We start from the raw sequence: 24,119 nt of genomic DNA on the forward strand, positions 1-24,119 counted from the left end.
TTGTCCTTTCCTTTTCGGCAGGCCCCTTCGGCCCACCCTTAGGCAAGGATTCTCAAACTTAGCTGCACGCGTACGGCTAAGTTCAAGAGAAAAAGCAAAGTGTTCGGTTCAGCCTGCAAATCAACTGAACGCATGAGAACGCATGAGAATCAAAAGTTTTTGAAATTAGGTATTGCGCGACAGGAAAACACCCGGTACAATAATCCGCGCTGCTGAAGCAAGGGGTGTTAGCTCAGTTGGTTAGAGCGCCGGCCTGTCACGTCGGAGGTCGCGAGTTCGAGTCTCGTACATCCCGCCATTTACTTCACTGCCGCATCTGGGGTGTTAGCTCAGTTGGTTAGAGCGCCGGCCTGTCACGTCGGAGGTCGCGAGTTCGAGTCTCGTACATCCCGCCATTTGATTGCAGAAGCCCGCTTACGCGGGCTTTTTTGCTGTCCGGTGCCCCGCTCTGTCAAAACGAACGAGTTTTGCGGCGATTTTCGACCTCTTGCAGGCGAAGCGCTCGAGCACGTATTCCATCGTACCAGGTCAGACGATCGACCTTAGCCTTTATCCTGATTCGAGGACCAGCAAAACTCGTTCGTTTTGACAGAACCGGAAGCCTGCGGCGTCAAGAACGCCCGGAGTCGGACCCCTTGCCGGGAATCCGTGGAACCAACCCCAAGATGGGAAAACACGGGATCCTGAACGCGCAGAGCCCCTGAAAAAACGCGGGCGCACGAAGCGCCCGCGTTCGCACCGTTGAGAACCGCCGGCCTCAAACGGCTCGCTGGTCGATGCGAGTGACGGTCACTACCTGGAGCAACCGACCTTCGTCGCACGGATCTTCGTCAATCAGCGACGGATCCTTGTTATCGATCAAGTACGCCAGAGGAGCAGCAGCCCGATCGCCCCCGTCGGCCTCGGAGGCGTTCGCTTGATCGCAGCACGCCTGCAGCAGCACGTCCGGGCGCAAAGACCCCGTAGGCTTCGACTCCAACGAAAACGTGAGGACGGCTCCCGCAAGCTCCATCTCTCCCACCAGGAAGTCGGAAACCCGCAGAACCTTCTCTTTCTTCTTGCGAATCACGGTGATCTCTTCGGGCACCGGCAGCTGGGCGGGGGCGCAGGAGAGCAGCACCCGATACGTCCCTATCGGATATGCGGCCGACGCAGCCGGCGTCCGCGAATCGATGTACGCGCAATCCTTGACCATCAAATCAGGGACGCTCGCATCGCGAAGAGCCTCCAACGCCTCCTCCGGAGCCACGTAGCGCGTCATCTGCAAGTCGAAGAGCTCATGCGTGCCGCCCACGCCAACCGGCAAAGCGGCCCCGAAGGCGATCTTCATATGCGGGGAGAAACCCTGGCTCACGGCAAACGGCAGGCCCGCGCGACGCACGGCCCGCTCGAGGGCGCGCGCCACCTCCAAGTGCGAGAGCAGCGCCAAGCGCCCCTGCTTGCAAAACGTCACGCGAAGGCGAAACAGGTTCGGATCAGACATGAACTTCCTCCTGGCATTCATCGAAGGCCGCCGGGGCATCCTCCGGAGCGGCGGCGTGCGCGCGAAGATCGGAATCCGACGACTCCGGCTGCGCGTTGGACCCGCTGGCCACGCGCGGCCGCGCCAGTTCGTTGTCCGCCCCCAGCGACGGGCAGGCGCCGCACGCCGAACAGGCTCCGAACGTACAGTCGGGCGTCGTACGCTCCTGCTCGGCAAGCTTGCGCTCGCGCGCCAAAAAGCGCGTGGATACACCGGTGGTGATATGCGACCACGGCATGACGCGGTCGGTCGGGTACGCCGTTTGGGCGATGGCTTCGGGGTCGATGCCCACTTCCTGCGCGGCATCGCGCCATGCTTGCGCATTGAAATGCTCGGTCCACGCATCGAAGCGCGCGCCGCGCCTCCAAGCAGCCTCGACCCACGCCGCGCCTTCGCGACCAGCACGGCTCATCACGGCTTCCACGAAGCTGGTGGAGGGATCGTGCCAGTGCACGTCGATCGCGCGGTACTTCACCGAATTGCGCAACAGGTTCACGCGCCGCAGCGCTTCCTCGGGAGGAATCTGCCCGTCCCACTGAAACGGGGTCTGGGCCTTCGGCACGAACAGCGCGCACGAGATGCTCATGCGCAGGCTGCCGCGCTGCTCAGGCGGCGTGGCCGCCTTCATGCGGTCGTACGCGCGCTGCGCCAAGCTGGCAATGCCCTTGATGTCCTCGTCGGTTTCCGTGGGAAGCCCGATCATGAAGTAGAGCTTGCAACGGCGCCATCCTGCCGAGAACGCGGCGTCGAGCGCACCGAACAGGTCGTCCTCCGTCACGTTCTTGTTGATAACGTCGCGCAAACGCTGGGTGCCGGCTTCCGGCGCAAAGGTGAGCCCGCCCTTCTTCTGGCCCGCCACCAGCTCGGCCATGTCCACGCCGAACGAATCAAGGCGCTGGGAAGGCACCGAAATGCGCACGCCTTTGCCGTCGCACGCCCGGTTCAGCCGCGTGAGAATGTCGGCGATCTGCGAATGGTCCGTCGAAGAAAGCGAGGTCAGGCTCACCTCGTCGTAGCCCGTTTCAGCCAAACCCGACACCACGGATTCCACCACGTTGTCCGCCGAGCGCTCGCGCACGGGACGATACATCATGCCCGCCTGGCAAAAACGGCATCCGCGTGCGCAGCCGCGCAGGATCTCGACGTTCAGACGATCATGCACCACCTCCGTGAACGGGACGATACACGGCTCCCATCCGGGGCTTTCGGCAAAGCCCTCGAACAGTCGCTTGTCGATGCGCTCGGGCGCTCCCGGCTCCATCGGCTCGATCCACGAGCCCGCTTCCTGGGCGGATGCCTCGTCGCGCCAACGGTACAGCGAGGGCACGTAGCAGCCCGGCTGCTGGGCGAGCGTGCGCAGGATGTCGGCGCGCGACGCGCCTTCCGAGCGCATGCGCCTGACAATGGCCAGGTACTCGGGCAGGGCCTCCTCCCCCTCCCCGATGCTTATGAAATCGAAGAACGGGGCGTACGGCTCGGGGTTGAAGGCGCATGGCCCGCCGCCCATCACGAACGGATCGTCCTCTCCGCGATCCGCCGCATGCAGCGCGATGCCCGCCAAATCGAGCGTCTCCAGCACGTTCGTGGCAGCAAGCTCATGCGGCAGCGTGATGCCCACGGCATCGAACGACGCCACCGGCGCGCAGCTCTCGATGCTGAACAGCGGCAGGCTCTCGGCGCGCAGCGTGTCGCACATGTCCGAAGCCGGAAGGAAGGCGCGCTCGGCCGCCATGCCCTCCTGGGCGTTCACCGCGTTCACCAGAATGCGCAACGCCTGGTTCGCTTGGCCCAGCTCGTACGTATCGGGATACACCATGCAGAAGCGAAAGTCAGCTTCAGGTTTGTACACGCAGCCGTACTCATGGTTTAGATAGCGAGCAGGACGCTCTGCGTGCACAAGCAGCGGCTCGAGCTGCGGCCAAAGATCCTTCATCGGAATTTCCCCTCTTCGAATGCGGGATGAGCAAAAAACAAGCAGAACACCGGGGACCGAGCGGGCCCCCGGAACAAAAGCGCGAACTAGCGTCCCTTGGTCGCGCTACCTCCCGGGCGCACGCCGCCGACCGCCTGCGCGGCTTTGGCGCGCACGGCCTCCACGGCCTTTGCGCCAGTGGCCTGCGCCTTCTGAGCTGCGCGCCTCGCGGCGGCTTGGACCACCTTGTCGCGAGCGGAAGCCACGGCGTCGGTCAGCTTGCCCAGGTTCGGGCCGCCTTCGTAGTACTCGATCGCGGCGCGGCCCATGGCCTGCGTGCCCGTGTACCCGATCGCCGCCTTCACGGCCCAGCCAAGCGCGGGAACGAACGCCACCAGCTGACGAGCGACCGCACGGCACGCGAACGCGCCGCCCACCAACGCAGCCAGCTCCTTGACGCGCTCCATGTTGAGCTCCTCGCCATAGGCGGCGGCTATCATGAGCAGCATCTTCGCCTGGTTGAGCGTCATGACGGGCATATCGGCGCCCGGAATGATGACCAGCAAGCCCACGCCCGCGTTCTGCAAAGACGTCGCGTTCACAGCTTCCATGGACAGCGGCTTGCGCACGAACGGGAACGCCAGCGCGCAGGCAAGGCGCTTATCGTTGCAGGCGTCGATGACCCAGCCTCCCATGCGCTCCGAAAGCGACGCGGCCCTTGCATCGTCGAGCGCGTACGGCTCGGTCAAAGACTGCGCGGCAGACGGATCCTCCCCTTCGGCGGGCAGCTGCTTGGGCTGCACGATTTTCGGCGAGATCACGTCGCCGTCCGGAATGGGGAAGCCGGAGGCCCGCGCTATGTCGGAAACCAGCTCCGGCAACGTGGTCACCACCATGACCGGCACGCCCACCGAGCGCACGTGCTGAGCGCACACGCCCACCTGATCGCCCAGTCCCGCCACGATAACCGCCATGTCGTCGCCCGCATACGGCACGAACGGACGGCCATCCAGGTACGTCAGCGATACGCGCGCATGCGCGGACGCACTGGCGAACGCCTGACGGACATGCGCTTGCACATCGCCGGGAGCGGTATCGTCCAGGTAAACGCTCACTGAAATGGAAGTGCGACGGGCCTCGTCGATATTGGTGGCCTCGTCGATAACCGCCTTGACGTCAACGGGTAGCTGCATAACCGCCTTCTTCCCTAACGCTTGCTTGCCATGTTGTGGGTCCACACAGAGCCGATCATACCCACCATGATAAAGTTGACCATCATGAACGACGACCCATAACTCATGAACGGCAAGGGGATGCCCGTGATGGGCATGAGCCCGCAGTCCATGCCGATGTTCTCGAGAATCTGGAACAGCCACATGCCCACGACGCACATGACGATGGTCATGCCGAAGAGGTCGCTGGCCGCCGCCGCAATACGGAAGCTTATCAAAACAAGCGACGCGTACAGCGAAAGCAGCACCAGCACACCGAAAAACCCAAGCTCTTCGGCCAAGACGCAGAAGATGAAGTCGGTGGGAGCCTCGGGCAAGATGCCCAAGGAATGCTGGGTGCCTTGAAGCAGGCCCTTGCCGAACAAGCCTCCCGACCCGATGGCGATCTGCGCCTGGCGCAGGTTGTAGCTTTCGCCGTTAGGGTCGAGATCAGGATAGAGAAACACCAGCAAGCGGTTGCGCTGGTACTGCTTGAGCAGCTTGTATTCTCCCGACGAGTTCTTGATGACCTCGTCGATAGCGAACACGGCCGCCACCGCCGCAATGCCGGCCGCCAGCGTGATCAGCAGGTATTTCGGGCGCGCGCCGCCCACCACCAGCGCCACGGCGCCGATGAACAGATACACCAGTCCGGTGCCCAGGTCGGGCTGCGTCATAATGCATACGAACGGCACCAGCATAAGGCCGAGCGCTTTCAGGTACTCGCGCGGATCGTCAAGCCTGCCGCCGTAGCGCGCCATGATGCTGGCATCCAAGAGGATGACCGTCACTTTAGCGAACTCGCCCGGCTGGATCTGCATGCCGATGTTGATCCACGACGTGGCGCCCATGGTGTTCACGCCGATGATCGGCAAGTGCGGCGACAGGATCAGCACCACGTTCACAATGAGGAACAGCGTGGTGTAGTCGGACAGCCTTCGGTAATCGAACTGCCAAACAAGCACCATGGCCACCGCGCCGACTGCCACGCCCATAAGCTGACGCGAGAACTTGTAATCGGGGTCGTTGAGCACCGCCGAGTAAACGATCACCAGTCCGTAACACACCAGAAGCGTCACCACGATGGCAAACGGAAGGTTGAGCCAGGGGAAGCGTCGCGTCCGCGTGGCTTGCGTTACGGCCCTATCGGGAGCCTTGACCGAGTTGATCTGGGGCAGCTGCGCCATGACGCCTCTTTCCTAGTCCGTTCGTCCGCTTGACGATCCCTTGTATTCGACCGCCTTGCCCGTCGAGCCGGCAATCTTTCCCATGTCGGCGTACGTGCCTGCATCGTAGTCGAACACGGCAGCCAGAAGCTCCGCGCCCAGAGGAGCGCCGACGGCCGAACCGCCGCCGCCCTCTTCCACCACGCAGGCCACCACGTACTTGGGATCGTCGTAGGGAGCGTAGCAAGCGAACCACGCGTAATCGTCTTTGCCCGCCATTTCGGCGGTACCCGTCTTGCAGGCCACCATGGCCGGATCGATGCCCCGCTCGTGGAACAGCGACGCGATCTCAGCGTTCTCCACGGTCACGCCCTTGAGCGCGTCGCGCACGAACGCAAGGTCCTTCATGGGAACGTCGGGTTCCGCCACTACCTCCGCCTTCGCCGACAGTGCCACGTCGCCTCCCGCGTTGCGCACCTCTTTCAGCAGATGGGGCTTCATGATCTTGCCGGTTGCAAGACCGCCGTACGCCACCGCGATCTGCAAAGGCGTGGTCAGCACGTAACCCTGGCCGATGACCATGTTGGTGGAATCGCCGCCCTTCCAGGCCGCCTCTTCGGGCGTGTCCTTGAAATAATCGGCCTTCCATTCGGGCGTCGGCACGCGGCCGGCTTCCTCGGCGGGCAGGTCGATGCCCGTCCGCTCGCCGAAGCGGTACTTCTTTATATAGTCCTGCATAGCCGTGTCCGACACCGTAGCGGGACCGCGTCCGAGCGAGCTATGCTCGAAGAAGCTGTACGCTATGTCGTAGAACACCACGTCGCACGAGTTCACGATGCCGCCGCGCAGGTCGAGCGTTCCGTGCCCGGAGCGCTTCCAGCACTTCTGCACGTCGCCCGAGCCCCAACCGTCCCACGAACCGGTGCAGTTCCATGTGCGCGAGGTGTCCGCAAACCCGTTGGCCAACGCCGCCAGGCTCGTGAACGCCTTGTAGGTGGAAGCAGCCGGATACGTGCCGCCGATCACGCGGTTCAGCATGGGGTGGTGCGCCTCATCGGAGCGATACACGTCCCATACATCCTGCGAGATGGAGCCGGAGAACGTTTCAGGCGCGAACGTAGGATAGCTGGCCAGGGCCACGATGCCGCCGTCGCGCACGTCCATGACCACGGCAGCGCCCGCCGTGCCCTTGCCCGTGCCGATGGTGCCGTCTTTCGGGGCTATGAGTTCGGCGAGCGCGCGGTCGCATGCGTATTGCACCGGCCCCTTGATGGTCAGGTGCACGTCGGAGCCGCTGACAGGCTGGGTTTCGCTCACCACGTCCACGACGTTGCCGTGCGTGTCGGCTATCACCTTCTTCTCTCCGTGATCGCCCGCGAGCAAATCGTCGTACACCAGTTCTACGCCCGCCTTGCCAATGGAGTCGCCCGACTTCACGACGCGGCCCTCGGGCGGGTTCTTCAAATCATCCTCGCTGGGAAATCCTGTATAGCCCACCACGTGCGCCGCGAGCGCGCCGTAAGGATAGTCGCGCACCGCGCGCTCCTCCACCGTGATGCCGGGAAACGCGTCGGAATGCTCCATGATGAACGCGATGTCGCGCATACGCACGTCGCTGGCCACCACGCGCTGGCTCTGCGCGCCGCTCGAAGCATCGAGGACGCGCTTGCGCACCACGTTGTAGGGCACGCCCAGGGTGGCGGACAGGCGCTGGACCACGTCGCGGTCGTTCGCCACGTCCGGATCGGCCAGCACCGTCAACGACGAGCGGTTCTTCACGAGCGGCAATCCGTCGGCATCCAGGATGCGGCCGCGCGGCGCCGGCTTGTACACGATGCTGTACTGGTTTTCGTCCGAAGCGCTGCGAAACTCGCTCTGCTCGAGCACCTGCATGCTCCAGATCTTCGCCGTCAGCGATCCGAACACGCCGGCGGCCAGCACGCCCATGGCCACGAAGCGCGACTTAAGGTTACCGGACGGATTCGGAGCAGCCTGCTGCACGCCGGTCGCATGCCCGGAGCCAGAACCAGCCACGCGCTTAGCGGAATCGGGCAGCGTGGATGACACGCCTACCGAGCTGATGGAGCGCACGTCTTTCTTGACGCTCACATTGGACGATGCACGGCCCTTCACGATGGAGAACGCGATGGCTATGGCCGCAACGGCCACGATGGCCGCAACAACAGCTGCTATGATGGCGACAAGCATGCAGACCGCCTCCTAGCGCAGCCGAGGCGTGCGCAGTCCGCGGTCCTGGGAGCCGCCGACCATCAGGCGCGCCATGATCAGGTACAGCACCAGACCAACGATGCAGTCGTAAAGCCCGCACGGCAGCGCCCGGTACAGAAACGCGTCAAGCGCGCTCGCGGAAAGCCCGGTTGCCATGAGCAGCCCGCCGTACAGCATCTCAACCGAAAGAACGCTCACCGCGAAAATGGTCAACGGCATGAACAACGTATCGTTATCGAGGATAGCGAACGCGCGCGAAGCGACGAACGAGAAGAGCACGAACAGGAATGCCATCGCACCCACCGGCCCGGAGCCCGTCAAATCGTACACGAGCCCCAAAACGAACGGCAGGACGGGTCCCGCCTCGTTCGGCCTCACGATGGCGACCACCAGCACGTACGCCAAAAGAAAATTTGGCTGAGCAGAGAACAACGCTATATTGGGAGCCACGACGATCTGGAGCAAGACGGCCACGACCGCGCCGACCGCAACCACGGCATTGCTGCGCTCAGGGCCCATCATGCATCGCTCCCTTCGTTACCCGCGTTCGAAGATCCCGACGAAGCGTCCGACTCGTCGGAGCCCACGCCGAACACCACGAGCACCTCTTCAAGCGAAGAAGCCTGATCGTTCGGCGAGACCACCGCACGTCGCGTCGCACCGCCCTGTTGGGAATCAACCTTGACCACCGTGCCGATGACCAGACCCTTCTGATAGCTTCCGCCCAAACCCGAGGTGACTACAACGTCGCCCGGATTCACCGTCGCGTCGGCATCGAGATTCTCAAGGTACAGCAGCCCCTCTAGGGAGCCGCGAACGATGCCTTCGGCGCGGCTCGACTGCACGAGCGCCGCCGCCCCGGATTTCGGATCCGACAGCAGGCGAACCTTGGCAGTATGCTCGGCCGTCTCGAACACCTGGCCCACGACGCCCGATGCGGCCATGACGGTCAAGCCGCTGTCCACGCCGTCAGCCGAGCCCTTGTCGATGGTCACCGTCTGGCTCCAGGCTTCGGAGCTGCGACCGATGACGCGCGCGCCCACCCCGTTGATGCCGGCCGCATCTTTGAGGTCGAGCAGTTGACGCAGGCGCTCGTTCTCCTGTCGGTACTCCTCCATCTGCGCGTACCGTTCTATGAGCTCGGCGTTGTACTCGCGCAAGCCCGAAAGCGTCGATTCGTCCGCAGTGGCGTTCTCGATGCCCTCGCCCGCGGCGCTCGTAGCTGAGCCGGCAGCGGCGCCCACGAACCTAAGCGGCGCGACCGCGTTCGACACGGCTCCCTGCACAGCATGAACAGGACCGCTCTCCCCTTCGCGTGCATATACCGCAACCAGCACGATCGACATCACCAGGAATGCAACGAGCAGAACCCGGCGCAGAAACGCCGAGTTTCTTTGTTGGAAGTTAAGCGCCATAAGAAAGCCGGCTCAACCCTATTTCGACCGCATGAGGGTCTGCTTGAGCGCCGTGGGCGTCTCGAGCACCTTGAGGCAGCCCATGACCACGTTGGTGAGCGCCGTCTCGCTCGTCCACACGGGAATCTCCAGCTTGTCCGTCAGGTAGCGATCGAGACCGGCAAGAAGGCCGCCGCCGCCCGTCAACAGGATGCCGTTCTGGATGATGTCGGAAGCCAGGTCCGGGTTCGTCTTCTTGAACGTCTCCTTGATATGCACGACCATCTCCTCGCACGGGGCGATAAGAGCCTGGCGCACGTCCTCGGACTGGATGGTGACCTCTTTCGGCTGCTCGGTGATGACGTCCTGGCCCGAGATGATCATGTCGCGCTCGCGACCGTCCTCGAACGGCAGGATGGAGCCGATCTTGATCTTGATGATCTCGGCCGTGCGCTCGCCGATCTTGATGCCCAAAAGGTCGCGCAAGTGCATGGCGATGGCTTCGTCCATGCGGTTGCCGGCCAAGCGCAGCGAAGACGACGTGACGATGCCGCCCAGCGAGATGACCGCCACCTCGGTGGTGCCGCCGCCGATGTCCACGACCATCGAGCCCGTAGGCTCGGTCACGGGCAGGTCGGCGCCCATTGCAGCCGCCATAGGCTCTTCGATGAGATACGCCTGGCGCGCGCCGGCTTGCACCGCCGCCTCGAACACGGCGCGTTTCTCCACCGACGTGGCGCCGCAGGGAATGCAGATGACGATGCGGGGCTTCGCCTGCCACGGGTATTTGCGCGGAGCCGCCTTGTTGATGAAGGCGGAGATCATGGCCTCGGTCACGTCGTAGTCGGCCACCACGCCGTCGTGCAGCGGATGCTCGGCCGAAAACGCTTCCGGCGTGTGGTTGATCATGTTCTTGGCCTCGTGGCCGACGGCAAGCACGCGATGCGTCGCCTTTTCGATAGCCACAACCGAAGGCTCGTTGACGACGATGCCTTCGCCCGGAATGGCAACCAATGTATTAGCAGTTCCGAGGTCGATAGCCATGTCCGTGGACATCTGGCCCGTCAAACCCGAAAACATATCTAAGAAGGACATACGGGCAAACCCCTTGTATCTCGTTTCTACGTGAAACTGAATTCTAGCACAGGGGGTTTTCCCCGCGCGAAAATCCACGAGGGGCACAAGTGAGACAAAGGGACGGGGTCAATGTCTCATTTTCTGGCCTGCGGGCCAAAATGAGACATTGACCCCGTCCCTTTGTCTCACTTGTGATTTCTGACTGCATTACTTATTGTTATATGCCATACTTTTCCGAGCAGCAGCTTGTTTCGTTTCCTTCAAAGGACAGGAGCGACCATGCCAAGAACAGCCCGCCGGGAGTCGGCAAGCGACCTCTACCACGTTACCGCGCGCGGAACCGGACGCCGCAGGATCTTCGATGACGACGCGGATCGAAAGCGCTTCGTGAGCGGGTTCTGCGAACTCACAACGAAAGACGACATCGGCTTGCTTGCCTGGTGCCTCATGGACAACCATATCCATCTCCTTGCGAAAACCCAGGTGAGAAGCTTATCGAAGGGAATGCATCGCCTGACGACCTCGTATGCTCACTATTTCAACGGACGGCACGGACACGTCGGCCCCGTGCTCCAAGACCGTTTCGACAGCCTGCCCATCGAAACGGACGAGCACCTGCTGGCAGCAGTGCGCTACATCCATCTCAATCCGATGGATCTAGGCATCGCCCGTCCTGAAAACTATCCCTGGAGCAGCTTCCGGGAATACCTGGGCAAGCCCCGGCTATGCGCCGTCGAAACCGTCCTCGACTTGGCGGGCGGGAAAGAAAGCTTCGCCGACTTCTGTAATCCATCCAACGGCCGGGATCATATGGCGACCCTCGACGAAAGGCATCCGCGCATAAGCGAGGCGGAGGCGGCGCGCATCGTTCAATCCTGCTTCGGCCCGGATTTCGCGGATCGATTCGCGCTGTTCGACAACAAAGAGCGAAACCGGGCTTTGCGTAGGCTGAAGATGCTCGGACTCTCCATTCGCCAGATCGAGCGGCTCACGGGCATTGGCAGAAATATCATCGCACGAGCCTGACGGTGCGCGATGCCCTCCTTGCCACGGCATAAAGAAGAAACGGGTTCGCGGCACAAGACCGCAAACCCGTCGACACGCGTTCGCTCCGACTCGCCCGAGCTCCCAAACAAGCGAGCGAGCCCTCGTCTCACCGGCAAAATGAGACATTGACCCCGTCCCTTTGTCTCATTTAGTGGACGCTGCAGGAGAGGCAGGGGTCGTAGGCGCGAACCAGTTTCTCGATCTCCAGCTGAATGGCGTCGCGGTCGAGGCCGTCGGCCACCAGCGTCTCTGCCAAAAGGCGCATGTCGGCCTCAAGGTTGGCGACGTTTTGAGCCGTGGGCGTCATGATGGACGCATGCACCACGCGGCCCTCTTCGTCCAATTCCAGCTCATGGAACAACGCGCCGCGCGGAGCTTCGGTGAATCCCGTGCCGCGACCCGCCTTGACCTCGAACGAAACCGGCACGCTCGACCCCTCGAAACCGTCCTGCTCGGCAAGACGGCGGCATAGCGCAGCGCAACGCTCGAGCGCATCCACCAACTCGACCGCTTGCGCCACGTTGTTCATGTAGGGGTTCCGCTCGGGAGGACGCAGGCCCGCCTTCGCTGCGGCAACCTTGGCATCCTGGCTCAAATGCTGCCACGAGGCGTTGATACGGGCAAGCGCGCCCGTGAAGAAGGGCTTGCCGGTGGAACGCACGCGCGAGAGCAAGGCGGCCGAATGAGGAACCGCGAATTCCTCCAGCTCGTTGGTCGCTTCGTCGGCATCGAACGTCAGGTCGGCATCCAGGAATCGGGCCGTGCGCGAATCGCACACTGGGTAGCGGTCGGGCGCCACCATGGCCAGCATATCTCCTGCAGTCTGAATGTCGGGGACCTTGAACGAGTCGAACAAGTCGACCGTCGCCGAAGCGAACGCGCGCGCGGCGTCCATCTTCTCGGCAAGCTCAAGGTACTCCCCCGCCTCCAATTCGTGCGTGAAGCCGCCGACCACCGCAGTGATGGGATGGATGCTGCGCCCGCCGACGCGCGTGCACAGCTCGTTTCCAAGAGCCTTCAGCCCCAGAGCCTGCTCGAACAGCTCCGGGTTCACCTCGGCCAACGGGAACACGCTCTTCATGCCCACGAAATCGGGGGCGGCGAACACGAACAGGTGCGATGCGTGGTTCTGCAAGTACGACCCGTACACCAGAAGCTCGCGCAGCGCATGCGTGCGATCGGTTACCTGCACGCCGAAGATGCGCTCGATGGCCAACAGGTCGGTGACCACGTGGCTCGCCGAGCAAATGCCGCAGATGCGCGAGGCAATGTAGGGGATCTCTTCGAACCGGCGACCGCGCACCATGCTCTCGAACAGGCGTGCAGGTTCGACCACGTTCATCTCGACGGTCTTCACAGCCCCGTCCTCGATGACCACGTGCACGTTGCCGTGGCCCTCGATACGGGCGATATGGTCGACGTGTATAGCGGTTTTCGTCATGGGATGGTCCTCACTCGCTCGCCGCAAGGGCGGGGTTTACCTGATTGAACATCTCGAGCGCCTGATCGAAGTCGGCAACGGACACGCCGTAGCGCGCCACCGCCTCCCGTGCCGACGCCAGGTTCGCGTCGGGCGAAAGACCGCGGCATCCGTTGCAGGGCCGACCCAGGTTCACGCACTTCGCGCCGCAACCGGCCACGGTGACCAGCCCCAGGCACAACGTTCCCTTTCCGAAGAAGCAGCTCGACTCGTTGCGCTTGCAGTCGCCGCACATGGTCTTGGTGGGGAACCCCTTGTTCGACCCGTACAGGGCGCGCTGCAGAACATCCAGGAAGTCGAGGGTGTCGATGGGGCAGCAGCGCACTTCGTAGTCCACGTCCGCCACCGCGCTGATCGGCCGCGGGGCGATCATGTCGCCACACGCGTCGGGCAGACGGTCGTACACCTGGCCGGGTCGCTCGAGAAAGTGGTCGGCCGCCATGCCGGGGATGCCGGCCGTCGTGGCGCACGCCCCGATGGCGATCAGCACGCGCGCGCGGTCGCGCAGCATGCGCACGGTAGCCTCCGCCTCTTCGGTGGTCACCGCCCCTTCGATGATGGCCACGTCGAACTCGTCGGGCATGGGCTCGCTCGAGGCCAGCTGCCAATAACGCAGGTCGATCTGGCCCAGCACGTCCAGCAGGTGCGCTTCCGCATTCGTGATCTGCAACTGGCAGCCAAAGCAGCTGGCCAACCCGGCTACCACCACGCGCGGCGCGACCGGCTTCTCCTGACAGGCAATGCAGTTTCCGCTCATATCGCTCCCATTCATCCTACATCGACCCCTGAATGTTCTTGGCTTCCCAATAGTTGAACACGGGACCGTCGATGCATACGTACTGGTGCCCAATCTGGCAATGGCCGCACTTGCCCATGCCGCACTTCATATGCCGTTCGAAGCTGCAATAGATATGGTCGTAGCTGATGCCCTTCTTGCGCATCTCGTCGATGACGAAGCGGTACATGACCGGCGGCCCGCACAGCGCCCCGAACGTGTTGTCGGGATCGACTTCCAAATGTTCGAAAGGCTTCGTAACCAGACCCACTTCCCCATCCCATGTATCGTCGGGGTTGTCGACGGTCAGGTACAGGTCGAAATCCTTGCGGTGGCGCCACATCTCGAACTGGTTGCGGAACATCACTTCGGAGGGATTCTTCGACCCGTAGATGATGGTAACCTTGCCGAACTCGCTGCGCTCGTCGTGGATGTTGTTGATGAGCGAGCGTAAAGGCGCGATGCCCAAGCCGCCCGCAACCAGCAAGATGTCGTGGCCCTTCATGTCCTCGAAGGGAAAACCACGGCCGAACGGCCCGCGCAGGCCCACGATGTCGCCGCACTGCATCTGGTGCAGCACCTCGGTGAACTTGCCCGTGCGGCGCACGCACAACTCGATGAAGCCGTGCTTGGACGGCGAGCTGGAAATGGAGATGGGAGCCTCTCCCACCCCGAAGATGGATACCTCGACGAACTGCCCGGGCTCATGATGGAACGCATCGCGGATGCGCTCGTCGATCAGACGAAACTCGAACAGCTTCTCCGTCGCGGTCAGCTCGGTGATGGACGTGATGCGCGCCGGCCAAGGACGATACGGGTTCGACATCATCATCTCGGTCCCCGAAAGCGGAACGGGACCGCCCGCGAACGGGCGCACCTGCACGGTGGAAACAGCGCAGCTACTGGGCATCCTCGGCCCCCTTCCTCTCGAAGAACTCCAGCACTTCAATGGGATTGATGTTTGCCTTGCACGCCTTCACGCACCGACCGCAGCCTACGCAGAGCATGCGATCGTGGTTCGCCAGAAAGCCGTTGAGCTTGTGGTACATACGATGCCGTACGCGCGTGCGGCCATCGTCGCGGAAGTTGTGCCCGCCGGCCACTTCGGCGAACTGGGGGGCCGTGCACGCATCCCACACGCGCTCGCGTCGTCCGGTTTTGCCGTCCGGGTCGAACGTATCTTGAATATCGAAGCAGAAGCACGTGGGGCATACGGCCGAACATGCCGTGCATGACAGGCAGCGCCCGCCTAGCTCGTCCCAGTACGGATCCTTATGGAACGCGTCCATGAGCATGGCCACGTCGGTGATATCGGGGATCGAGCCGTTAAAGGACTCCTGGCGCCGACGCGTGGCTTGACGGAACTCGAAACGGTCCTCGTCAGTTGCGACGCGCGGGTTGCAGGCGGCCTCCAATATGTTCGCAGCCTCGACGCTCGAAATGCTCACCAGGTACTTGTCGCCAAGATCCTGCAAGAACAAGTCGTATCCGAAGCGAGCTTCGTCAGCATCCCACAAATGGCAGAAGCACGTGGCGGTGGGCATGCAGCTGATGCCCACGATGAGCGTCGCGTTGCGACGCGCCACGTAGTACGGATCAGGGTAGCGACCGTCCTTGAACACCAAATCCAAGCGGTTGATAGCGTTGATATCGCACGCATGAACCCCGAAGATGACACGCGGCGTGATCTCCGCTGCGAACTCGGTGACCGAGTTGTCGGCAACATCGAACGTCATAAGGGTCTCGACCGGCGGCAGGAAGTACTTCTTCGGCGACGCGATGGTGGTCTCGTAGGCCAACTCCACGTCATCCGGCGAAGCGATGGCCTCGAAGGAATAGCCCTGATCGCTTTTGACCGGGGCCACCACCTCATAGGACTCCATGAACGCCGACACGAGCGCTGGCAACTCAGTTGCATCGATAACACGATAGAGCATGCTCTCGTCCGTTTCTCGTCTGGGTGAGCAGATGTATCGGGCATGGAAAGGCCCCTTCGTCGTTGCCGAGCGAAGGGGCCTTTGGCGTTACCGGTCGTTCTCGACCCGCTTACGCAAAGAAGATGCCGATCTCGCGCTCGGCGGATTCAGGGGAATCCGATCCATGGATGACATTCTCGTCCATGATGAGACCGAAATCACCGCGAATCGTGCCGGGGGCTGCTTCCGCCGGATTAGTGGCGCCCATGAGCGCGCGGCACTTCGCCACGGCACCCTCGCCGGAGATAACCATCTTGACCACCGGACCGCTGGTGATGTAGGAGATCAGACCGTCGTAGAACGGCTTGCCTTCGTGCTCGGCGTAGTTGGCCTTCGCCTGCTCGTCGGTCACCATGCCCAGCTCCATGCGCTCGACAACCAAGCCCGCGCGCTCGAAGCGGTTGACGATCTCGCCGATGTGACCGTTGCGCACGCCGTCCGGCTTGATCATGCTGTACGTCTTCTGAACTGCCATATTGTTCCCTTCTCTATCATGCATTATTGCAAACGTGAAGAAGGCGCGCGTGAACGCACGCGCCTTCGGTGAACCCTGTTAATTCTGACTGGGGAAATACAGATCAACGCTGGAAACCTTCCAGCCGATCATGTCGCGCACGAGCGATACCTTGTACTGCATGTCGCCGCCCTCGGCGGTCTTGGCCGTCACGTACACGGTGGAATCGCTCATGGACTTGTTCATGCCGTCAATAGCGGGATTCGCATCCTGCACGACGGGCTCGACCATGGAAGCGGCCTTGCCGGAATCGACTTCGCTCGAGAACACGGTGCTTACCGCGTTCTGAGGATCGGCGAACAGCTGCTTGACCACCGTCTCCTGCGTCGGGTAGCCCCAGCCCTGCGTGTACAGGAACACGGCGCCGCCGAACGCGATCAGGATCAGCAGCACGATGGTCACGAGGATCTTGAGGCCCACGTTGCGGCGCTTGCGATCCTGCTTGGCTAGGCCCTTCGACCACTGCTCAAGCTCTTCGTCGCTCGCGTTGAAGAAACGGTCGTCCCCGCCCGCAGCCCCGTAAGGGCTCGGCTGGGCGTAGGGATCAGCGTAGTAGTACGGGTCCTGCTGCGCACTGGCGTACGGATCCTGCTCCACGTACACCGCGGTTCCATCGGCAGCCACGTCAAGGCCCGACATGTCGGCGACGGCCGGAACCGGAGCCATGACCTGCGTGATTTCCGACGTGCCCTGAGCCACAGCGGCCACGGCGCGCTGGTAGTCGACGCTGGCGGAGTCGGAGAGAAAGTACGTCTTATCGGCAATGGCCTCTTCGAAGGCCGCGGAGGCCTTCTGCATCTGACCGCACGCCACGTACGCCTGGCCGAGGTTCGCGTACAGCTTGTTGCGCGTGTCGGATCCCATGTCGAACTGCAGCGCGCTCTCGTACGACGCCACGGCATCCGACGGCCTGTCAAGCGCCATGAAGCACACGCCCAGGTTCAGAAGCGCCTTGGTGGGATCGGGGTTACCCTCGTCGAGAGCCGCCTCGCGAAACGCCACGCCCGCCTCAGCGGACTTGCCCAGCTTCATGAGCGCGCTGCCCATGCCGCTATACGCTTTGTACGAAGCATCGTACTTAGCATCGGAAACGGCAATCTCGAAGTGCTTGACCGCGTCCTCGTAGTCATGCAGCGCCGCGTAGGCCATGCCCAAGTTGTAGTTCACCGCACCGCACGCGTCGTACGCGGCATCGGCTGTGGCCTGCGTGTACGCATGGATGGCCTCGTTGGGATTGCGAAGCTTGATCAGGCAGTTTCCAATCTGATGGTACAGCTGGCCCATCTCGCCGGGAGCAAGGGGGCTGCTGGCATCCTGCAAGCACTGCGCATACGTGGACAGAGCGCTCTCGTAGTCTTTGCGCGCATACGCGGCGCGGGCTTGTTGGAATAACTCGTTGTTCATCTGATTCCTTCGGTCTTGGCGAAAACGCGCGAACGACGGTTAGTCGGCCACGTTCTCGATCTCGATGCCCAGGATCTCGTCGCCTACGCGCAGCTGGCCGATAACGTCCATGCCTTCGACCGTCTGGCCGAACACCGTGTAACCCGAGTCCAGCATGGGCTGAGCTCCCAGGCACAGGTAAAACTGCGAACCGGCGGAGTTGGGATCCTGCGAGCGCGCCATGGCGAGCGCACCGTCAGCATGCTTGTTGTTGGGGTTCGTGGAGAACTCCTCTTTAATGGTGTAGCCAGGACCGCCCGTGCCCAATCCGGCGAACGGATTGCCCGCCTTCGCCACGACCTCGTCGCACGACAGGTCGCGCGTGTTCGGGCAGCCGCCCTGGATGACGAAGCCCGGAACGTGACGGTGGAACTTCAAGCCGTCGTAAAAGCCCTTGCGAGCCAGCTCGACGAAGTTGCCTACATGTACGGGGGCGTCGTTGCCCGCCAGCCGGACGCGAACGTCGCCCTTCGACGTCTTGATGACGGCGACCTCTTCGCCCGTCGGCTGGTATTCAGGAGTGTACTGCGCCATGTCGGCTCCTTCTATCTCGTTCGTCACGTTGTCGTGCATCCGCATGCAGACCGGATGGTTTGTTACATACCAAAGGAGAAGTTTAGCAGGTCAACCGGCCATGCAAGCAAAAATCTTATAACATCCATGCGGTTTCAACGAGCGGTTGCCGCCTGCTTGCCCTTTCGTCAACCTCGCGCCCCGGAAAAGCGTCGGCCGCGTGCGTCAGCAGCCGACGCGGTCGAACACGCTGACCACTTCCACGTGGTGCGTCTGCGGAAACAGGTCGACGGGTTGCACCCGCCACAGACGATAGCCGTTAGCCTCGAAGCGCTGCACATCGCGCGCCCACGTGGCGGGATTGCAGCTCACGTACGCGACCTTCGCAGGCGCTGCGGCGGCAATGCTCTCGACCACGCCGTCGGCGAGCCCCGCACGCGGCGGGTCCACCACCAAGGCGTCAAGCTCGCCCAGCTCGGGCAGCTCGCGGGCTGCGTCGCCGCCCACCACTTCGATGTCCACGCCGTTCATGTCGCCGTTGCGACGCAGGTCGCGCACCGACGATCCGGCCGACTCCACCGCGATAACTTCGGCTCCCGCAAGCGCCAGCGGAACGGAGAACGTGCCGCCTCCGGCATACAGATCGGCTACCAAGGCGCCGTCGAGGGACGCCTGCCCGCCCAGGCCGTCGATCACCTCGGCGATCAGCTTCTCGGCCTGCGCAGTATTCACCTGGAAAAACGAAGGGGCGCTCGTCAAGAATCGGGCACCGGCCAGCTCTTCTTCCCAGCAGCCCTTCCCGTCCAAGGTCTCGACGCCCTTGATCTTGCGGGCCTTGCCAGGATCGGCCATCACGCGAACGATGCTCGTAGCCTTGAGCGCGCTTTTGAGCATCTTGGCCATATGGGCGCGCGGAAATGCACCGGGCTCGGTCCACAGCGCTATCTCCACGTCGCGCGTCCGCATGCTCGCGCGTACGCCCACGCGGAATATGCCCAGGTCCGACGACCCCTGCGCGAATCGCAGCGCGCCGCGCAGCGCCTTGGGGGCTTTTTCGATGGCCTTAGCGGCCAGAGGACAGGTCTCAGGCGTGGCTATGTCGTGCGTTCCCTCGCGATGAAAGCCCAGCAGAAACGTGCCGCGATCATCGAACCGCGCGCCCAGTTCGAGCTTGTTCCGGTAGCCCCATTGCCGCTTGCTGGGCAGGCAGGGCCGCACCAGCTCCTCCGCACGTTCGCGATCGATGTGCGCCGTGCGCACGAGCGCCGCCGCCACGTTGTCCCGCTTGGCCTTCAACTGCGCCTCGTAAGACAAATGGGCCCAGGCGCACCCCCCGCACGAAGCAGCGTGCGCGCAGACGGGCATCCGGCGCGCGGGCGACGCTTCCTCGATCGTCAGGATGCGCGCGCGAGCAAACGCCGGCTTATCTTCCGTGATCTCGATGGTGACCACATCCCCCGGCGCACCGCCTTCGACGAATACCGTTTTCCCGTCGTCAAGACGGCCGACGGCCTCGGAGCCGTAGCCCATACGATCGATAGCGATGGTTTGATTCATGTTCGTGAGAATTCCTTGCATTGTTTTTCCGATTTGCATCATCATAGCGTATAATCATGCCCCGTGCCCTTGTAGCTCAGGGGATAGAGCGTCTGCCTCCGGAGCAGAAAGCCGCAGGTTCGAATCCTGTCAAGGGCACCAGAGAGATCCATCGGGCCAGGCCGTGTGCCTGGCCTTTCCTTTTCCTGCGAGCGCGCCGCCGCGTCAAGGCCCCGGGCCGGGTTCCCGCCTACTCTATGTCGGCCAAGATCTCGCCAGGCTCGTCGCCAGCGTCGAGGAACTTCTTGCGCGTGACGAAGTTCCACACCATCACGACGAACGTGGCCCCTATTTTCACCACTAGGTAGTGCACGCCCAAAAGCTCAACGCCCGCCCACATGCAGAAGTTGTTGATGCCCAGGCCTATCACCGACAAAACCACGAATATGACGAACTCTCGACGACGGCTCATGCCCTCTTTGTGCTTGAACACGTAGCGCATGGAAGCCACGTAGTTGAACACGACGGACACGGTGAACGAAATGGTTGCGCTCACCAGGTAGTTGACGCCGAACGCTTCGGTAAGCAAGGCCAGCAAGCCGTAATCTATGACGAAGGCGATCACGCCCACTACGCCGAACTTCATGATCTGAGCGATCAGCTTCTTCACGTTCCGCCGTCCTTCCGCCCGCCAGGGCCGCGTCCCGCAAGAGCCGGGACCAGTCTAGGTTGCCGCGCCACCCTCCTTGCGCGCCTTCTTCAAAAACTTGTCCATTGTGGCATAAACCCGACGGATATCAAGCGGCTTGCTCAGATGTCCGTCCATTCCGCTCAGTCGGCTGCGCTCCTCGTCCTCTACGAAAGCGTTGGCGGTCATGGCAAGAATGGGAATGCAACGAGCGTCGGGACGGTCGAGCTCGCGAATGGCGCGGGTGGCCTCGTAGCCGTCCATTTCGGGCATCTGCACGTCCATCAACACAAGATCGAAGTAGCCAACCTCGGATTCGGCGAACACGGAAACCGCGCGAGCGCCCGTTTCAGCCGTGACCGCGCAAGCGCCCGCCATCGATAGGATCTCAATGGCGATCTCGCGGTTCAACTCGTTGTCTTCCGCCACCAGCACCCGTGCGCCGCCGAAGTCGTACGACGAAGATTCCGAAAGTCCGCTGTCAACCGAGGCCGAAGCCGACCCCTTCCCAGACGCCTGGCCCAGCGGAAGCTCGACCGTGAACACCGATCCTTTCCCGAGCGCGCTCTGAAGGCCCACGCGACCCCCCATCATCTCGGCGAACCGCTTCGTGATGGCAAGGCCAAGCCCCGTTCCGCCATGCGCCCGAGCCGTGCAGGGGTCTCCCTGCTCGAACAGAGAGAATATGCTCTCGAAATGCTCCGGCCCGATGCCGCAGCCCGTGTCGACAACCGAGAACCGCACCCATAGAGCGTCGTCGCAAGCGGCGCGGGAGCGTCCCGAAGCGCCATCGCCAAGACCCTCCTCCGTCAGAAGCCCCGAAGAGCGGTCTTCAGGACCTGCCATTCGCTCGATCAGCAAGGTCACGCTGCCGCCTTCGGGAGTAAATTTGAACGCGTTGCCCACCAAGTTGTACGCAATCTGGTTCAGCCGCAACACGTCTCCCGTGGCGAAATCGGGCAGATCGCCGGATTCGCGCGTGGCGTAGTTCACCCCGTTTTCGGCTGCCTGCTCTTCAAAGACGGCCGTGAGCGCGCTTGCGAACGCCTGGAAATCGAACGGTTCGCTCTTGATCTCGATCTTGCCGCTTTCGATCTTGCTCATATCCAAAATGTCGTTGATGAGCGCCATCAGATGGCGCGAGGACATGGTGACCTTTTCCAGGCAAACGCGCACCTTCTCGTCGTCGCCCATGTGCTCGAGGGCGATGGAGGTCATGCCCATGATCCCGTTCATCGGCGTGCGGATCTCATGGGACATGCGCGAAAGGAATTCGCTTTTCGCCTGGTTCGCACGCTGTGCCTGGTCAAGCGCGCTTTCCGCGCGCGCCTTCTCGTCGGCCAGCAAGCGCGTGTTCCGGCGCGCCAGCAGATAGTACACCAAAAAGATCGACCCGACAGCCAGCGCCAGCGCACCGCCCATGATCACGGCGTTTTGCTGCAACACGTCGCTCAAAGACGCGATGCTGTCGTCGACCGACCCGTAAGGCATGGTGGTGCACAGATACGTGTCGCCGCCTTCCATAGGCTTCAAATAAAGGTAGCGGTGCCCCGACCCTTCGGCGGACGTGAACGGCACAAGGCACGACCGCCCGTTCTGCACGGCCTCGCGCACATCGTCGATACCGTAACCGCCCTCCAAGCTGGAAAAGCTGCCCAGCTGGTCGAACAGGTTGCTCCCGTCCTCCAAGCCGCCCGGATCGCCTCCGATAATGCAGGTTCCGTCCGTCGTGATCACGCTCGACCGCGAGCGCCCGTTCGTCATGCCGAAGTCAATCCGATCGAACAGCCGGGAAGCGTCGAAGCTGGCAATGGCCATCGTGTACGTAACCGAGCCGCAGGTGATAGGGGGTATGGCGTCAACCAGGATCACCGCGTCGTCGCGCATGATCGTGATGGATCCGCTGTCGTAGGTACGCAGCTCTGAAATGCTCTGCGTAGCGGCGGCACCCGCGGCAAGGCTGTCGCAAGCCCCTTGCGCGGTGCAGTAGCTTCCATCGCTGGCTCGAAGCGCAAGCGAAAGGTACTGGTCGTTTTGCTGTTGGTCGGCAAGCACGGCAGCCACTTGATCCGCGGTTTCGGGACGAAGGAGATCGAGCGAGGTGCCCAACGTGTCAAGCTGGGCGAACTTGCTCTCGATGCTGGCCTCGTAATGAGCGGCCACGCGGTCGCTCAATTCTTCAAGGTACACCTCGCTCACGGACCGAATGGCCGCATCCGTAGCCGAGCGCGAAGACACGACCGTATATGCAAGAGAGCACGCGAGCACAAGAACCAGGGCGAGGGCCAAGAGGGCGACGCCCCTGCGTTCGCTCGAGCGTTTAAGCAGCTCCATGAGGAAATACGCCACCTATCGGAATCGTTGAGAGTTTCCGCATTCTAGCACGCAGAACCCCACGATACCTTACTGTTGGGAAACAGCTTGCCAACCGTGTTTCATCCGGAGAATCACAAGGGCATCTGGCGCGCCGCGATGGTTTCGGGTAGGATGATCGACAATTCAACCGAGGAGAAGACCGTGCAGCAAAACACCGCCACCCAGACGACCGCCGAGCGCGCAACCGTAGCCGTGCTCATTCCCTGCTACAACGAAGCCGTGACCATCGGAAAGGTGGTCGACGACTTCAAGCGCGTCCTGCCGGATGCCGACATTTACGTGTACGACAACAATTCCTCCGACGACACGGCCGCCATCGCGCGCGAGCACGGAGCCGTCGTGCGCACCGAGCGCCGACAGGGCAAGGGAAACGTCGTGCGCCAGATGATGCGCGACATCGATGCGGACTACTACCTCATGGTGGATGGCGACGACACGTACCCGGCAGAAGCCGCCCCCGCACTGCTTGCCCCGCTCATGAACGACGAGGCCGACATGACCGTGGGCGACCGCCTGTCCAACGGCACCTACGGCGAAGAGAACGATCGCGCCTTCCACGGGTTCGGCAACGATTTGGTGCGCGTACTCATCAAGTGGATCTACGGGTTCAAGTTCTCGGACGTCATGACCGGGTATCGCGCGTACAACGCCGTGTTCGCGAAAACCATGCCGGTGCTCTCCCCCGGCTTCGAGATCGAAACCGAGCTTTCCATTCACGCCGTGGACAAGCGCTGGCGCATCGTCGAGGTTCCCATCGACTACCGCGACCGGCCCGAAGGGTCGGAGTCGAAGCTCAACACCTTCTCCGACGGCATGAAGGTGCTGCTCATGATCTTGTCCCTGTTCAAAGATTACCGCCCGCTGGCCCTGTTCAGCTGGCTGGCCCTGCTGTTCTGCGTCCTGGGACTCATTGCAGGCGTGCCGGTCATCGTGGAGTTCGCGCAAACGGGCCTTGTCCCCAAACTCCCCTCCGCGCTCTTGGCGGTGGCGCTCGTGTTCGTGGGCATCCTGGCCTTCGCAAGCGGCCTTATCCTGGACACCGTGGTCAAAGGCACCCGCAAGGAGTACGAACTGCAGGTGACGGCGGCCTACGAGCGCCTGGGACGCCGCAATCGCCAGGCATAGAGGCTGGGCGGCGCTCGTCGATCAAGACCGCTGCATCTCTCCCTTCGAGCGCCGCCCAGCCGCCCTATCGTAGCAAATATTATATTAGTTTTTTAGTCATGGTTTTCAAGCAGACTTCCTGCCATACTAGAGCTT

20 protein-coding genes and 3 tRNA genes are annotated in these 24,119 nt (G+C 62.5%); 5 read left to right on the forward strand and 18 right to left on the reverse strand.

Features of this window, described 5'->3' with window-relative positions; translation table 11 throughout:
* The first annotated feature begins 221 nt into the window (after nt 1-221).
* Nucleotides 222-298, forward strand: a tRNA-Asp gene (locus DMP08_RS10420).
* 20 nt (nt 299-318) lie between these two features.
* Nucleotides 319-395, forward strand: a tRNA-Asp gene (locus DMP08_RS10425).
* Nucleotides 396-757: 362 nt separating this feature from the next.
* Here DMP08_RS10425 and DMP08_RS10430 read toward each other — a convergent pair.
* The 8 genes from DMP08_RS10430 to mreB form a co-directional block, all read right to left on the reverse strand.
* On the reverse strand, nt 758-1,483 hold the full coding sequence (locus DMP08_RS10430; RefSeq protein ID WP_123192827.1) for a TIGR03936 family radical SAM-associated protein: 726 nt from the start codon (nt 1,481-1,483) through the stop codon (nt 758-760).
* Entirely contained in the window at nt 1,476-3,455 is a 1,980-nt protein-coding gene (locus DMP08_RS10435; protein WP_123192828.1) for a TIGR03960 family B12-binding radical SAM protein, read from the reverse strand. Before DMP08_RS10435 ends, DMP08_RS10430 begins: the two co-directional genes overlap by 8 nt.
* Nucleotides 3,456-3,541: 86 nt before the next feature.
* On the reverse strand, nt 3,542-4,627 hold the full coding sequence (locus tag DMP08_RS10440; protein ID WP_123192829.1) for a YcjF family protein: 1,086 nt from the start codon (nt 4,625-4,627) through the stop codon (nt 3,542-3,544).
* Between the two features lie 14 nt (nt 4,628-4,641).
* Entirely contained in the window at nt 4,642-5,832 is a 1,191-nt protein-coding gene (gene rodA, locus DMP08_RS10445; protein ID WP_123192830.1) for a rod shape-determining protein RodA, read from the reverse strand.
* A gap of 12 nt (nt 5,833-5,844) precedes the next feature.
* The gene (gene mrdA, locus DMP08_RS10450; protein ID WP_123192831.1) at nt 5,845-8,019 is read right to left on the reverse strand and encodes a penicillin-binding protein 2; all 2,175 of its coding nucleotides are present in this window, start codon (nt 8,017-8,019) and stop codon (nt 5,845-5,847) included.
* A gap of 12 nt (nt 8,020-8,031) precedes the next feature.
* Nucleotides 8,032-8,562 (reverse strand): rod shape-determining protein MreD, encoded by a 531-nt coding sequence (gene mreD / locus DMP08_RS10455; protein WP_244596940.1) that lies wholly within the window; start codon nt 8,560-8,562, stop codon nt 8,032-8,034.
* Nucleotides 8,559-9,455: a rod shape-determining protein MreC gene (gene mreC, locus DMP08_RS10460; RefSeq protein WP_123192832.1), complete on the reverse strand. Its 897-nt coding sequence runs from the start codon at nt 9,453-9,455 to the stop codon at nt 8,559-8,561. Before mreC ends, mreD begins: the two co-directional genes overlap by 4 nt.
* 18 nt (nt 9,456-9,473) lie before the next feature.
* Complete coding sequence (gene mreB / locus DMP08_RS10465) at nt 9,474-10,529, reverse strand: rod shape-determining protein (protein ID WP_123192833.1); 1,056 nt, start codon at nt 10,527-10,529, stop codon at nt 9,474-9,476.
* 261 nt (nt 10,530-10,790) lie between these two features.
* Here mreB and DMP08_RS10470 point away from each other — a divergent pair, with 261 nt between their 5' ends.
* Nucleotides 10,791-11,537, forward strand: a complete 747-nt coding sequence (locus DMP08_RS10470; protein ID WP_123192834.1) for a transposase — start codon at nt 10,791-10,793, stop codon at nt 11,535-11,537.
* A 169-nt stretch (nt 11,538-11,706) separates the two neighbouring features.
* Here DMP08_RS10470 and DMP08_RS10475 read toward each other — a convergent pair whose 3' ends face one another.
* From DMP08_RS10475 to rlmD, 8 genes are all read right to left on the reverse strand, one after another.
* Nucleotides 11,707-12,999, reverse strand: a complete 1,293-nt coding sequence (locus DMP08_RS10475; RefSeq protein ID WP_123192835.1) for a Ni/Fe hydrogenase subunit alpha — start codon at nt 12,997-12,999, stop codon at nt 11,707-11,709.
* 10 nt (nt 13,000-13,009) lie between these two features.
* A complete protein-coding gene (locus DMP08_RS10480; protein WP_211328430.1) occupies nt 13,010-13,795 on the reverse strand; it encodes an NADH-quinone oxidoreductase subunit B family protein in 786 nt (261 codons plus the stop codon).
* Nucleotides 13,796-13,811: 16 nt separating this feature from the next.
* The gene (locus tag DMP08_RS10485; RefSeq protein WP_123192837.1) at nt 13,812-14,723 is read right to left on the reverse strand and encodes an FAD/NAD(P)-binding protein; all 912 of its coding nucleotides are present in this window, start codon (nt 14,721-14,723) and stop codon (nt 13,812-13,814) included.
* Nucleotides 14,713-15,750 carry a 4Fe-4S dicluster domain-containing protein gene (locus tag DMP08_RS10490; protein ID WP_123192838.1) on the reverse strand — a complete coding sequence of 346 codons (1,038 nt, stop codon included), beginning with the start codon at nt 15,748-15,750 and terminating at the stop codon, nt 14,713-14,715. The genes DMP08_RS10485 and DMP08_RS10490 overlap by 11 nt, the downstream gene beginning before the upstream one ends.
* A 109-nt stretch (nt 15,751-15,859) precedes the next feature.
* Nucleotides 15,860-16,264, reverse strand: a complete 405-nt coding sequence (ndk, locus tag DMP08_RS10495; RefSeq protein ID WP_114567427.1) for a nucleoside-diphosphate kinase — start codon at nt 16,262-16,264, stop codon at nt 15,860-15,862.
* A gap of 78 nt (nt 16,265-16,342) precedes the next feature.
* Complete coding sequence (locus DMP08_RS10500) at nt 16,343-17,707, reverse strand: tetratricopeptide repeat protein (RefSeq protein WP_123192839.1); 1,365 nt, start codon at nt 17,705-17,707, stop codon at nt 16,343-16,345.
* Between the two features lie 39 nt (nt 17,708-17,746).
* On the reverse strand, nt 17,747-18,280 hold the full coding sequence (locus DMP08_RS10505) for a peptidylprolyl isomerase (protein WP_123192846.1): 534 nt from the start codon (nt 18,278-18,280) through the stop codon (nt 17,747-17,749).
* Nucleotides 18,281-18,484: 204 nt separating this feature from the next.
* Entirely contained in the window at nt 18,485-19,816 is a 1,332-nt protein-coding gene (gene rlmD / locus DMP08_RS10510) for a 23S rRNA (uracil(1939)-C(5))-methyltransferase RlmD (protein ID WP_123192840.1), read from the reverse strand.
* A 65-nt stretch (nt 19,817-19,881) separates the two neighbouring features.
* On the opposite strand from rlmD, the gene DMP08_RS10515 reads away from it, so the two are divergent.
* Nucleotides 19,882-19,957 (forward strand) — tRNA-Arg (locus DMP08_RS10515).
* Nucleotides 19,958-20,045: 88 nt separating this feature from the next.
* Here the strand turns inward: DMP08_RS10515 and DMP08_RS10520 are convergent.
* A complete protein-coding gene (locus DMP08_RS10520) occupies nt 20,046-20,465 on the reverse strand; it encodes a GtrA family protein (protein WP_123192841.1) in 420 nt (139 codons plus the stop codon).
* Nucleotides 20,466-20,519: 54 nt separating this feature from the next.
* Nucleotides 20,520-22,817 (reverse strand): ATP-binding protein, encoded by a 2,298-nt coding sequence (locus tag DMP08_RS10525; protein ID WP_123192847.1) that lies wholly within the window; start codon nt 22,815-22,817, stop codon nt 20,520-20,522.
* A gap of 183 nt (nt 22,818-23,000) precedes the next feature.
* Here DMP08_RS10525 and DMP08_RS10530 point away from each other — a divergent pair, with 183 nt between their 5' ends.
* Nucleotides 23,001-23,984 (forward strand): glycosyltransferase family 2 protein, encoded by a 984-nt coding sequence (locus DMP08_RS10530; RefSeq protein ID WP_123192848.1) that lies wholly within the window; start codon nt 23,001-23,003, stop codon nt 23,982-23,984.
* Nucleotides 23,985-24,119 lie beyond the last annotated feature (135 nt).

It is taken from the genome of Paraeggerthella hongkongensis (assembly GCF_003726035.1).
GTDB classification, from domain to species: domain Bacteria; phylum Actinomycetota; class Coriobacteriia; order Coriobacteriales; family Eggerthellaceae; genus Paraeggerthella; species Paraeggerthella hongkongensis.